Below are 13694 nucleotides of genomic sequence, written 5' to 3' on the forward strand. Positions count from 1 at the left end.
TTTCCAACTTCTTACTTTCCGGCAACTTGGCATTCCCTTTCGGAGGGACGCCGGGCACCACATGAGTAGCTTAGAAAGCGCTCAAGGGAAGAGCAAATAAAAAGGGAGGACTTTCATGCGCATTCATCTTGCCTGCGCGACGCTGGCGCTCGCCACCGCCATGGCGACTGGCTCGGCCTCGGCTCAGTCGGGCGAAATCACCATCTGGAGCTGGAATGTGGCAGCCTCGGCCCTCCAATCGGTGGTGCCCGGCTTCAACCAGCAGTTCCCTGACATCAAGGTCACGGTGGAGGACCTGGGCAACCAGCAGGTCTTTGACAAGACGCTGGCCGGCTGCGCCGCGGGCGGCGCCGGCATGCCCGATATCGTCACCGTCGAAAATTTCGAAGCCGAAGGCTTCTGGAACCAGTTCCCCGATTGCTTTGCCAATCTCAAGGAGCTCGGCTACACCCCCGAACTGCAGGCGCTGTTCCCCGATTTTAAGCGCACCGAACTCGAATTGGGCGATGTGGCCTATGCCATGCCCTGGGATTCGGGTCCGGTGGCCGTATTCTATCGCCGCGACTTCTATGAAAAGGCTGGCGTTGATCCCGCCACCATCCAGACCTGGGACGATTTCATCGAAGCTGGCAAGAAGATCGCCGAAGCCAATCCGGGCGTCGTCATGTCCCAGGCCGATTTCAACGGCGACAGCGAATGGTTCCGCATGATCGGCAACGAGCAGGGCTGCGGCTATTACTCGGTGGATGGCCAGTCCATCACCATCAACCAGCCCGCCTGCGTCGCCACGCTCGAAAAGATCAAGGAAATGAAGGATGCCGGCACGCTGACCGCCGCCATCTGGGATGAAAAGATCCAGTCCAACACCGCCGGCACCGTCGCTAGCCAGGTTTATGGCGGCTGGTTCGAAGGCAGCATCCGCGACGGCTCGCCTGATCTCGCCGGCAAATGGGGCGTCTACCCCATGCCCAGCCTCACCGCCGATGGTCCGCACGCTGCCAATCTGGGTGGCTCTTCGCTCGCCATCACCAACAACTCCGCCAACAAGGAAGCCGCCTGGGAGTTCGTCAAATACGCCCTGACCACCAATGACGGCCAGGTGACCATGCTGCGCGAGTTTGGCCTCGTGCCCTCGCTAATCTCGGCTCTCGAAGATCCCTATGTTAGCCAGCCTCAGCCCTATTGGGGCGACCAGCCCATCTGGTCCGAGATCCTTGCGACCCTGCCCAACATCCAGCCCAGCCGCGGCACGGCGTTCCTGAACGACGCTGAATCGGTCTATCGCGCCGTCCAGACCCGCTACTTCAACGGCGAATATCCCGACGCCCAGGCCGCGCTCGACGACGCTGCCAACCAGATCGCCAGCGCCACCGGCATGCCGATCGCGGAGTAATCACGCGCGCGGGCGGCTCCCCGGGGCCGCCCCACCCCTTCACCCTCCACAACTGTCCGGAGCGGGAGAGTTCTTGCATGCGCCTGCGCAATGGCCCGGCCTATGGGTTCCTGGCTCCCTATCTGCTGATCTTTCTGGCCTTCTGGATCTGGCCGATCATCAATTCCTTTGTGATCTCGCTGCACAACACGCGCGTGAACCCCTGGGTGTTCAACCCCGCGTTCAACTGGACGCGCATGATCGGCGACCCCGCCTTCTTCAACGCCCTGCGCAACACCCTGGTGATCCTCGTCATCCAGGTGCCCGTCATGCTGGTGCTCGCCACCCTCATGGCCGTGCTCCTCAACTCCCCCAAGCTCAAGGCGCGGCCCCTGTTCCGCTTCGCCTTCTTTGCCCCGGTGGTTGTGGGTGAAGTCGCCTATTCCGCCATTTTCCGGCTGATGTTCAGCTTCGATTTCGGCATCGTCAACAAGCTGCTGACCGGCATCGGCCTGCCCCGCGTCGACTGGTTCGCCAACCCCACCGCCGCCATGGCCGTGCTCATCATGGCGGTCACCTGGCGCTGGGCCGGCTACAACGCCATCATCATCCTCGCGGGCCTGCAATCCATCCCCGAGGACGTCTACGAGGCCGCAACTCTTGATCGCGTCAGCAAGGTCCGGCAGTTCTTTTTCATCACCCTGCCGCTCCTCAAGCCCATCCTGATCTTTTGCGCCGTGCTGTCCATCATCGGCACCATGCAGCTCTTTTCCGAGCCCTTCCTCATCACCAATCGGGGTGGCCCCGGCCAGGCCACCGAAACCCTGGGGCTCTTCCTCTACCGGCAGGGATTTGGCTCGGGCAACTTCGGCTATGCCTCCACCGTCGCCTACGCCATCGCCGCGCTGGCCGTCGCCATCTCGCTGGCCCAGCTCTGGCTCGGAAGGGAGCCCAAATGAGCAAGTCCCGCCGCGAACGCACCCAAACCATCGCCCTCCACCTGCTGCTCCTGCCGCTGGCGCTCCTGTGGCTCTTCCCGCTCTGGATGATGCTGGTCTTCTCAACCATGCCAGACTACGGCATCTTCTCGCCCAATATCGAGCTCTGGTTCTCCGACCAGTTCTTCGCCAACATCGCCAACATGCAGGCCGATACCGATTTCCTGCGCGCGCTCGGCGTTTCGGTGGGTGTCGCCGTGATCTACACCGCCCTTTCGGTATTCCTCACCTCCATGGCCGGCTGGGCCCTCGCCCGCTACGAATTTGTCGGCAAGCCCCTCGTCCTTGCGATCATCCTCGGCACCATCACCCTGCCCTATTTCGTGGTGGTGATCCCCCAATTCGTCATGGTCGCCCGCGACTTCAAGCTCGCCAATACCTGGATCGCGCTGATCGTGCCGCCGCTCTTTAATTCCCTGGGCGTGCTGTTCATGCGCCAGGCCTTTTCCATGATGCCCAATGACCTTTTCGATGCCGCCCGCGTCGAGGGCGTCAAGGAATGGAAGATCTATCTCTTTGTCGCCATGCCGCTCGCCCGCCCCACCATCGCCGCCCTCTCGATCATTCTCTTCCTCGCCTCCTGGAACAATTATCTCTGGCCCCTCCTGATCTCGACCGACCGCGCCATGTTCACCGCCCCCGTGGCGCTGGGCTCGCTGATCGGGCTCACCAAAGTGTCCTGGGGCGGCATCATGGCCGGCGCCGTTTTGCTGACCGCGCCCATGCTCGTCGTCTTCCTCCTCTTGCAGCGCCACTTCATTGCCGGCATCGCCGCCGGCGCCATCAAATAGGAGCGCCGCCATGGCCGAAGTCTCCCTGCGCAATGTCACCAAGCGCTTTGGCGCCGTTCCCATCATCCACGGCGTCAGCCTCGATGTGGCCGATGGCGAGTTCGTCGTCTTTGTTGGTCCCTCCGGCTGCGGCAAGTCCACCCTCCTGCGCATGATCGCCGGGCTCGAGGACATCAGCACCGGCGAGATCGGCATTGGCGGGCGCACCGTCAACGATGTCGAGCCCGCCGAGCGCGGCATCGCCATGGTGTTCCAGACCTATGCGCTCTACCCCCACATGACCGTCGAGCAGAATCTGAGCTTCGGGCTGCGCATGAACGGCAATGATCGCGCCGATACCGAGCGCCGCGTCAAGCGCGCCGCCGCGATCCTCCAGATCGAGCCCCTGCTCGCCCGCCGCCCCAAACAGCTCTCGGGCGGCCAGCGCCAACGCGTCGCCATTGGCCGCGCCATTGTGCGCGAGCCCCAGGCCTTCCTCTTCGATGAGCCCCTTTCCAATCTCGATGCCGAATTGCGCGTGCAGATGCGCGTCGAGATCGCCCGCCTCCACAAGGAGCTGGGCACCACCATGATCTATGTCACCCACGACCAGACCGAGGCTATGACCCTTGCCGACAAGATCGTCGTGCTGCGCGAAGGCCGCATCGAGCAGATGGGCGCCCCGCTCGAGCTCTACGACGATCCCGCCAACCAGTTCGTGGCCGGTTTCATCGGCTCGCCCAAGATGAACTTCTTGGCCGGCGAAGTGGTGCAGAACGGCGCTACTGGCACCGTGATCGAGCTCACCAACCAGAACAACGCCCGCCTGCCCATGCGCGTCGTCGCGCCGGGCCTGCGCGCGGGCGATCGCGTCACCCTGGGCGTGCGCCCTGAACATTGGGGGGAAGCGGGCGCGGGCGATCTCGACCTCCCCCTTGCCGTTGATGTGGCGGAGCATCTCGGCTCCACCTCCTATCTCTACGCCAACACCAAATCGGGCGAACCGCTGGTGATCGAGCGCGAGGAATCGCGCCACGAAACCCGCCGCGATCAGCTGCTGGTGTCCATCAATTCAGCCAAAGCCTTCCTCTTCGACGCCGCCGGCCAACGGCTGCGCTGATCAACTTTTCTGCAAAGGACCAACCATGACTACAACCAATCCCGTCCGCTGGGGCATTCTGGGGCCAGGCGGCATCGCCAAGGCCTTCGCGCTCGGCCTCGCCCAAGCCAAGAGCGGCACGCTCACTGCCATTGGCGCGCGCAATCCGGGCAAGCCCGACCTCGCCGAGAACTTCCCGGGCGCGCGGATCGTCGATGGTTATCAGGCCCTCTTGGATGATCCCGAAGTGGATGCCGTCTATATCTCGACGCCCCACCCCTTCCATGCGCAATGGGCCATCAAGGCCGCTCGCGCGGGCAAGCATGTGCTGGTGGAAAAGCCCATGACGCTGTCGGCCGCTGCGACCGACGCGGTGTTCCATGCCCACCGCCAGGCTGGCACTTTTGCTGCCGAAGCCTTCATGTATCGCCTGCATCCCGTGACCCGCAAACTCGGCGAGCTCATCGCTTCGGGCGCCATCGGCGAAGTTCGGATGATTGAATCGAGCTTTGGCTTCCAGATGCCCCGCTTCATGCCCGAGCATCGCCTGTTCAGCAATGATCTGGCCGGCGGCGGCATCATGGATGTGGGCTGTTATCCTGTTTCCATCGCCCGCTTCATCGCCGGCGCTACCCAGAACCAGCCTTTCCTCGATCCGGTCGAGGTCACCGGCACCGCGCGCCTCAATGCCGAGGGCACCGATGACTGGGCCGCCGCGACCCTCACCTTCCCCAATGGCATCATCGCCCAGGTCTCCTGCGCCGTGCTCGTCAATCTCGACAACACCCTGCGCATCATGGGCTCGGAAGGCCGCATCGAAGTGCCTCGCTTCTGGTTTGCCGGCGGCCCCAACAATGCCGGTGGTCCCGGGCGGATCGACATCGTCAGGCCCGATGGCAGCCGGCAAACCATCGACCTCGGCATCGACGCCCATCTGTTCTCGTTCGAAGCGGAAGCGGCGAGTCAGGCGATCCTTGCCGGCAAGACCCAACTCGATGCGCCCGGCATGTCCTGGGCCGATTCTTTGGGCAATGCGCGGGTCCTCGATCTCTGGCGCAAGGAAGCCGGCGTCGAGTTCGCCATCGAGCAATCGACCCGCGCCACCTCGACCATTTCTGGCGAAGCCTTGCGCGCGGGCGGCACCACCATCCCGCGCCGCAACCTGCCGGGCCTCTCCAAGGCGCTTTCGGCTGTGGCGCTGGGCTTTGAGGATTTCCGCACCTTTGCCTCGGGCTCGGTGCTGATGGATGCCTATTGGGAAAAGGACGGCAATCTCTTCGATACCGCCTTTGTCTACGGCGCCGGCTATACCGAAACCCTCTTTGGTCAATGGCACACCAGCCGCGGCACCCGCGAACAGGCCGTGCTGATCGGCAAGGGCGCCCACTCCCCGCTTTGCTATCCCGACCAGATCGGCAAGCAGCTGACCCAGTCGCTCGACCGGCTGCAAACCGACTATGTCGACATCTATTTCATGCACCGCGACAACACGGACGTGCCGGTTGGCGAATTTGTCGATGCCATGGACCGCGAGGTCCAGGCCGGCCGCATTCGCGGCATCTTTGGCGGCTCCAACTGGACGCGCGAGCGCATGGACGAGGCCATCGCCTATGCCGAAAAGACCGGCAAGCAGAAGCCCGGCGCCCTCTCCAACAACTTCGCCCTCGCCGAAATGCAGGACGTCATCTGGCCCGGCTGCGTGTCCTCGTCGGACGATGCGTGGAAAGCCTGGTTCCGTGACCGGCAGATCCCCAACTTCGCCTGGTCGAGCCAGGGGCGCGGCTTCTTTACCGACCGTGCCGGTCGCGACAAGCTCGACAACGAGGAACTGGTCCGCGTCTGGTACAACGAGAAGAACTTCGGCCGCCGGGACCGCGCCGTGCAACTCGCGCGGGAACTCGGCAAGAGCCCCATCCATGTGGCCCTGGCCTATGTGCTGCACCAGCCCTTCCCCGTCGTGCCGCTGATCGGGCCGCGCACCCTCGCCGAACTCGATGACAGCATGTCGGCCTTCGACATCAAGCTGACGCCCGAACAGGTCCGCTGGCTCGAAGGCTAGGACCTCCTGCAACTGAGGGGAGCCCCCCGGGCTCCCCTTACTAGTGCCAATCGGGATGCGCCGCGCGTTGGCGCATGATTTCGTCGGCGAGCGGCTGATACACCCGCCGCCCATCGCCCTCGCGATGATGCTCCAGCAAGCCATTGTGGCACGGCCGGTCATCGTCCCAGCCGAAATGATTGAGCACGGGATAAAGGCAGATGCCTTCCATCGGCACGCCCATGGTGCGCGCCGCCGCCACCTCATCGGCCACATAGGCAAACCACGCCGGCCGGCGCTCATCCTCGATGCCCGTTTCCGCCACCAGCATGGGCCGTCCATAGCGTGCATGCGTGTCGGCCAGCATCTGCCGCAGCGGCCGGTAATGGGCCGAGTTCATCTTGATCGTGTGCCCTTTATGGAACCACTGATTGTTGTGGTAGTAATTGACCCCCACGATATCGAGCAGATCAGGGCTACCGCCAAGCTCCGGCAGCAGGCGCCCCGCCAGCATATCCCACGCCTGGAACTGCGCCTGTGTATGCCCTTGCGCTATCTTGGCCTGCTCCGGCCGGCGGGGGTAAGCCACGATGTTGATGATGGGGTCGCAATGCACGAACCGGGCTCGCGCGTCCACCTGGCGAATGGCACGCATCGCCGCCAGTGACGCGCGCGCCAGTTGTACCTTGAGCTCGTATGCGCGCTTGCTGGCAAAGGGATTGAGATAGCGCGCATCCCCACCTGCCCAGGCAAAAAACGAGATTTCGTTGACCGGAGCATAAAACGGCACCGCATCGCTTTGCTCACGCACCAGTTGCGCCGCAGCCCTCGCGAACTGGGCGAACCGGTCCACAAAGATCGGCTTCCAGATATCGATATCGTCGGGCCAGCCATAATGCAGCAGGTCCCAAACGACCTGGGTTCCAGTCGCTTTGGCCGCTTGCAGCATTCCCAACCAACTCGACCAGTCATACTGGCCCGGGCTGGTCTCGATCCGGTACCAGCGCACGCCATCGCGCACAGTGCGAATGCCGAAGTCCTGCAACTGCCGGTAATCCTCAGCGGCAAATTGGTCATGTTCGCTGGATGCAATGATGTCGAGCCGCAAACCGCTCTTGCGCTTATGTGTCGAGCATTCGAACCCGCCCTGCATAAAGGACTGGAACAGCTTCGGCGCCGGCGCCGGCGCTGGGGCGCTCACGGGACCGCTCCAGCGGCATCAAGGTCTTGTCCCAGCATGGCTTGTTCTCCCCGCCAGCCGGGGGCCTCCTTTGCAATAGGGGGCGAGCCCGACAGCCCGGCGCGTGGCCTGTCGGCGCTGAATCCGCAGGCAAGCTCGAAGGTTAAGATCGCCCGGTAGGTCCTGGCCTGCGCCAGGCCTCCGGCGGTCAAGCCGATACCGAGCTCACCCCGAGCGTTGTCCGCCCATTCATCAGCCGCAATGGCACGCTGGCAGCTTCGATTGCCTCCTGCACCAATGCATCCATATTCATGGCGGTCTTGTCCCAGCTCATCTCCGCCAGGATCCTGTCGACCCCAGGCAGCCATCCGGCGGGAGCCGCGGCGAGCTCAAGCGCTTCTTCGCAGGCCGCCACGAATTCCGCGGCACCCGCCGCAATGCTGACGCCCCGCACCTTGCCATATTGGCGCACCACATCGGGCACCGGCGTTGACACCACCGGCTTGCCCGCCGCTAGATATTCCGGCGTCTTGGTGGGACTGATGAACTTGGTGGCTTCATTGACCGCAAAGGGCATCAGCGCCACGTCCCACTTCGCCACAATGCCCGGCAGATCGGCATAGTCGCGCTGGCCCACAAAGCTGATATTGGATGCCTGGGGCAGATCGGCCGCGCTGATCTTGACCACCGGCCCGACAATCTCGAACGACCACTCTGGGCGCAAGGCTGCAACCTCAGCCAGCAGGTCCAGATCCATCCGCTCGTCGATCACCCCATAGAAGCCAAAGGTCTTGCCCAGCTGCCGAGGACGGCGAGCTTTGGCGAAGTGGGTGGTATCAACGCTGGATGGAAAGGGGTGGATATTGGCGTGGGCGTGCCGCTTGGCTTCGTAAAGGCTGTAGCCGCCGGTAAACACCGCATCGGCCCGCTTCAGCAGGTCGGCCTCCAGTACCCGCAGCCGGGCCGGGGCAAAGCGGAAATTGGCCAGCTCGTCCATGCAATCATAGATCACGGCGGCGGCGTCCACATGCCGGGCAAAGCCAAACATCATGGGCGTATAGAACCACAGCACCGGCTTGCTTATGCGATTGACCTTGAGCATCAGATCGAGCAGCGCCGCAAGGCCCTGCTCCCGCTCCGCTTCGCTCCAGGACCGCGGCAGCCTTGGCCGGACGGCAATCACTTCCGTGCCCGCAAAGGGGTGATATTCCAGATAAGGCAGGTTGTGATCGGTCGGGATGTATTCTTCGAAGAAGAACACCCGCCGCTTGGCCGAAAATCGTTGCATCAGGTGCTGTGGCCGCTGCAGCACGAAGTCCCATCGCAGATGGGAGAAACAGATCAGCGGGTTTTCATCCGCTTCGAACCGGGACGGATAGGCCTTGGACTGCGCGAGGGGGGCTGACATTGAGTCTCCTATGCCAAAGCTGCCGCCAAGCGGCTATGTAAAGCGAAACGAACGGCGCCGGCTTTTGGATGCGGTGCCGCCAACACCAACATCAGTCATAAATCGAGCGCATTATGAGCTCGGCCGGGTGGCAACTTCCCGGTCTCTTGGCAGCCTGCTCCAAGCCCTCCGCCACCGGGCGAATGGGCTGGCTCCCGCGCGTTCAGAACCCGTTCAGAATGGGTTCATCTAGATGAACAAACAGCGGTTTTGCCTCGCCTCCGCCCTCCATCAGTCTGAAAAGGAACGCGGCGGCAGAAGCGGAAGCGCACACCCATTGGCTGGAATTGTCGCTGCCACGCCTTGGGCCGGCTTACCCCTCACAACGGGCAGCAGGACGAATGGTTCCCTACTAACCCTTTATATTTACGCGACAATTTGCTCAGGTTCATCGGATGGCGCCTTGGGCAGGAAGCGCCGGCTGAACCGCGCGAAGCTATCGAGATAGGTCAACATCACCGGCACCACCACCAGCGTCAGCGCCGTGGAACTCACGAGCCCCCCGATCACCGCCTGCGCCATCGGCGCATTCTGCCCACTCCCCTCATGCAAACTTAACGCCAATGGCAGCATGCCAAAAATCATCGCGAGGGTCGTCATGATGATCGGGCGGAACCGGGTGCCGCCCGCTTCCACCAGCGCCTCGTAAAGGTTCCAGCCTTCCCTGACATGCTGATTTGCGTTGTCTACCAACAAGATAGCGTTCTTCACGACAAGGCCCATCAGCATGATGAAGCCAATCACCGAGAACATGTTGAGCGTGGACCCGCCGATCAGCAGCCCCACCATCACGCCAATCAGCGCCAGCGGCAACGACACCATGATCGCCAGCGGTTGCAAGAAACTGCCAAACTGGCTGGCCAACACAAGATAAATGGCAATCACCGCCAGCAGCAGCGCCGAACCGGCCGAACTCGCGGTTTCGTTGAGCTGTTCCACATCCCCGCCCAGTGAAACACTATATCCTGCTGGGAGAACTAAGCTTTCCGTCGCGGCCTGAACCGCTGGCATGACGTTGCCGAGTTCAACACCAGCCAGGCCGGCCTCAACACTGACCTGGCGCGACAAATCCTGCCGCAAAATCTCGCCTGGCCCAGTGGACTGGACGATCTCAGCGACTTGATCCAGCCGCACCATTCCATTGGAGCCCGTGGCCCCGCTCTGGGTAATCGGCAGCGATCCCAATGCGGTAACGTCTTCGCGCGCCCACTCCGGCAGGCGGACGGAAACCGTGTAGCTGTCGCCATCAGGCGCGGTCCAATCGGTCACATCCTGACCACCCAACATGGGGCCAAGCGTATTGCCGATCTGCTGCAGGCTGACTCCAAGATCACTGGCGCGATCCCGATCAATGCGCACGCCCAGGACGGGCTGGGCGGCATCGAGGCTGGATTGCACGTCAACTAGGCCCGGGATTTCCTCCATGCGCGCCTGCAACTGGTTGGCTAGCCGCTCCAGCACAGCGAAGTTGTCGCCATAAATTGTCACCGAGATCGGCGCACTTAGCCCCCCAAGTCCCCCCGCAGCCCCCACCATGAACGTCGCTCCCGGAATTTGCGCCAGGGCCTCGCGCACCGGGATGGTCATTTCTGTTGGCGTGCGCTCACGCAGTCCCTGATCCACCATGGACACCACAATCGTCGCGCGGTTGTCACCGGTGGTCGTACCCGCATTGATTGTCGCATAGGTGCTTTCGACCTCGGGGAAGCGCTTGAGCGTTGAATCCACCTGCAGCACCTTGCTGGCCGTGTATTCGATGGAGGAACCCGGAGGCGTCTCGATCTCGACCTGGAATTCACCCGTATCAGTCGCCGGAACAAACTCCACGCCCACAAGCGGGAACAAGAAGAAGGTGCCGACAAAGGACAGCAATGCAATCCCAAGCGTGGTCTTGCGGAATTTGAGGCACCAGCGCAACACGCCACGGTAACCTTGTGCGATCCACTCAAAAAACCGGTCGAACTGCGCCACTGCGCGCCCCACCGGCCCGCGCTTGGCGCCCGGATGGGCGGCCGGATCATACCAGACGCTCGACATCATCGGATCAAGCGTGAAGGCCACAAACAGTGAGATCAACACGGCAACGGACACGGTGACCCCGAACTGCAGGAAGAACCGGCCTAAAATGCCTTCCATGAAGGCGACCGGCATGAACACGGCGACAATGGATAGCGTGGTGGCGAGCACCGCCAGGCCGATCTCGTTGGTGCCATCCAGCGCTGCCTGCCGGTGCGACTTGCCCATATGCAAGTGCCGCATGATGTTTTCGCGCACGACAATGGCGTCATCGATCAAGATGCCGACGGCCAGAGACAGTGCCATTAGCGTCATCATGTTGAGGGTAAAACCCAGGAAATACAGCACGATCATCGTGCCGATGATCGAAATCGGCAGTGTCAGCCCGGTGATCACGGTCGAGCGCCAGGAATTGAGGAACAGGAACACGATGACGACGGCGAGAACCGCGCCCTCGATCAGCATGTTCTGCACCGCATGGAAAGACTGCTCGACCGGAATGGCGTTGTCCCTGACGATGTCGATGCGCACGCTCTCTGGCAGTTCGTTCGCCTGCAGATCGGCCAAAGTGGCGCGCACCTGCTCGGCGACCTGCACCGTGTTGGCGCCCTGCGTTTTGACAACGTCAATCGCCAGCGCCGGCCGCCCGTTCAGCAGCGCGAGGCTTTCCACCTCCGCCTGCCCATTCTCGACGACGGCGACGTCGCGCAGATAAACTGGCTGACCACCCTGGCGCCCCACGACGATGTCGAGGAAATCGGCTTCCTCGCCGATGCGGCCCTCGACCTGGATCGATTGCACCTGCGCACCTTCGGTAATGGAACCTGCCGGTAGGTTCTGGTTCTCCTGGCGCAGCGCCTGCAGCACCTGGTCGACCCCAATATTGAACGCGTTCAGGCGATCAGGATCGACCAGCACATTGAGTTGGCGCGGCACGCCCCCGACCACGGTCGCGCGTCCTACGCCGGGAATATTGGATAGCCGCGTGACAATCTCGTCCTCGGTGAGCGCCGTCAGATCGCGCGGCGACATTGTTTCCGAGCTGACTGCCAGCGAGATCACCGGCAACTCGGAAGGATCGAAGCGAAGCACCTGCGCATCCCCGGCGTTGTCGGGAAAGTTCGCTTCAACCGTGGCCAGCCGGTCGCGAACATCCTGCGCCGCCGTCTGCGAGTTGACGTTCATGTCAAAGATGATGATCACGAGGGCTTGCCCGGCCTGCGAGGTCGACTGGATGGTGTCGAGCCCACTGATCGTGTTCACTGCCTCTTCGATCGGCTCGACAATGTCGTTTTCCACGGCCTCAGGGGAAGCGCCGGGATAACTCACCACCACGGCAACCACTGGCAGGTCGATATCGGGCAACTGCTCGATGGGCAGTCGTTGATAGGAGTAGATGCCGAACACCAGCATCGCTACCATGATCATGGTGGTAAAGACGGGCTGATTGACGCTGATCCGGGTAAGAAACATCTAGCCCTCCACCATCTCGACGCGATTACCTGGCTGCAACTGGCTCAGGGGAGCGGTAACGATCATGTCGCCAGGCTGCAGACCCGCTGTGATCTGCACCAAACGGCCCCCCTTCCAGGTGGACCCTTGCTCGATGGCTTGACGCACGACGTGATCGCCTTCGACCTTGAGCAGGAAGAACCCTTCGGCATCCTCGCGCACCGCACCGGTAGGTACCGCCAAGGCGTCGACCGCTTCGGCAACCACGATCTGGCCGGTGGCGAACATACCGCCGCGTAACAGGCCATCGGGATTATCGAGGCCAATGTAAACCGGGATGGTCCGAGTGCCTGCTACGGCTACGGGGTTGACCCGATCAACCGTGCCGTCGAAGGTCCGGTCTCCAAACCCTTCCACGTTGATCAACACCGGCTGCCCGGCGGCAACGAGGCTGCTCGCGCCCACCGGGGCGGCTGCATCCATTTCCATCTGGCTGAGATCGACAATGGTGAAGAGGGGCGTTCCAGGTTGCACGGTTTGACCCGGCTCTACCGCGCGCTCTGAAATGATACCGCTCATGCTCGCGCGCAGGGTGGCGTTTTGCACCGCAATGCGCGCCGCCTCCACCTGACCTTCCAAGGCAGCAAGATTGGCGCGTAGCGCATCCACACTCGACTGCGCCTCTTCAAGGCCGGATGAAGCGGACAGTCCGCGCTGGATCAGATCAGTGGTGCGCGCCAGCTGACTTTCAGCGAGCTGCAACTGGGCACGAGTGGCTTCGGCGGTGTTGGTCTGCTGGTCGAGCTGAATTTGCAGGCTCTCGGTGTCGAGCTGCATGAGCACATCGCCCTCGTTCACCGTGTCGCCCGGCCGGGCCAGCACGGCCACAACCCGGCCCGCCACCTGCGAACCCAACTGGGTCTGGCGCTGTGGTGCAAGGGAGCCCGTCACCTTGACCAATTGCTGCAGCGTCTGAGGCTCCACCTGGGTGATCTCGAGAGGATTGAGCTGCATCACCGGCTCGGCCGCCTCAGCGACCGGTGCCTGCTCAACGGGAGCCGGTTGGGCTCGCATCCAGAGGAAATAGCCCACCCCGCCCAGCACAAGCAGGGCCAGGACGATCCAGGGTCCGAGCCGCCGACGCGGTTTTAGCCCTGCGGTTTCCCGGGCCGCATTGTCGCGCTCACGTTTACTTTGCGCCCATTCTGGCTTGGGTGTGTGCCCAGTCATGGTGTGTTCCCGTATTGATGGGGCTGGCCCCGATATCTTCCGCAAGAGCCCGGTTCTCGCGCCCCTTTGAACCGGTCGGCGGCCAAAGCAAA

Annotated in this window: 7 protein-coding genes and 2 pseudogenes; 5 read left to right on the top strand and 4 right to left on the bottom strand. The window is 62.6% G+C overall.

Annotated elements, in window-relative coordinates; all coding sequences use genetic code 11:
* Positions 1-115 precede the first annotated feature (115 nt).
* The 5 genes from HRU92_RS11390 (at position 116) to HRU92_RS11410 (ending at position 6298) form a co-directional block, all read left to right on the top strand.
* Positions 116-1393 carry an ABC transporter substrate-binding protein gene (locus HRU92_RS11390; protein ID WP_172124426.1) on the top strand — a complete coding sequence of 426 codons (1278 nt, stop codon included), beginning with the start codon at positions 116-118 and terminating at the stop codon, positions 1391-1393.
* 77 nt (positions 1394-1470) lie between these two features.
* Positions 1471-2331, top strand: a complete 861-nt coding sequence (locus HRU92_RS11395) for a sugar ABC transporter permease (protein ID WP_172124428.1) — start codon at positions 1471-1473, stop codon at positions 2329-2331.
* A complete protein-coding gene (locus HRU92_RS11400; RefSeq protein WP_127754156.1) occupies positions 2328-3161 on the top strand; it encodes a carbohydrate ABC transporter permease in 834 nt (277 codons plus the stop codon). Before HRU92_RS11395 ends, HRU92_RS11400 begins: the two co-directional genes overlap by 4 nt.
* Before the next feature lie 10 nt (positions 3162-3171).
* Positions 3172-4260 carry a sn-glycerol-3-phosphate ABC transporter ATP-binding protein UgpC gene (gene ugpC / locus HRU92_RS11405; RefSeq protein WP_172124430.1) on the top strand — a complete coding sequence of 363 codons (1089 nt, stop codon included), beginning with the start codon at positions 3172-3174 and terminating at the stop codon, positions 4258-4260.
* 25 nt (positions 4261-4285) lie between these two features.
* On the top strand, positions 4286-6298 hold the full coding sequence (locus tag HRU92_RS11410) for an aldo/keto reductase (protein ID WP_172124432.1): 2013 nt from the start codon (positions 4286-4288) through the stop codon (positions 6296-6298).
* A gap of 40 nt (positions 6299-6338) precedes the next feature.
* Here the strand turns inward: HRU92_RS11410 and HRU92_RS11415 are convergent.
* From HRU92_RS11415 to HRU92_RS11430, 4 genes and pseudogenes are all read right to left on the bottom strand, one after another.
* Positions 6339-7457, bottom strand: a pseudogene (locus HRU92_RS11415) (glycosyl transferase family 1); the annotation flags it as partial.
* A 280-nt stretch (positions 7458-7737) separates the two neighbouring features.
* Positions 7738-8745: pseudogene (locus HRU92_RS11420) on the bottom strand (glycosyltransferase); the annotation flags it as partial.
* Between the two features lie 525 nt (positions 8746-9270).
* A complete protein-coding gene (locus HRU92_RS11425) occupies positions 9271-12393 on the bottom strand; it encodes an efflux RND transporter permease subunit (protein ID WP_173088177.1) in 3123 nt (1040 codons plus the stop codon).
* Complete coding sequence (locus HRU92_RS11430; RefSeq protein ID WP_172124438.1) at positions 12394-13602, bottom strand: efflux RND transporter periplasmic adaptor subunit; 1209 nt, start codon at positions 13600-13602, stop codon at positions 12394-12396.
* Positions 13603-13694: the final 92 nt, after the last annotated feature.

The sequence above is a fragment of the Devosia sp. 1635 genome, assembly GCF_013185955.1.
Classification (GTDB): domain Bacteria; phylum Pseudomonadota; class Alphaproteobacteria; order Rhizobiales; family Devosiaceae; genus Devosia.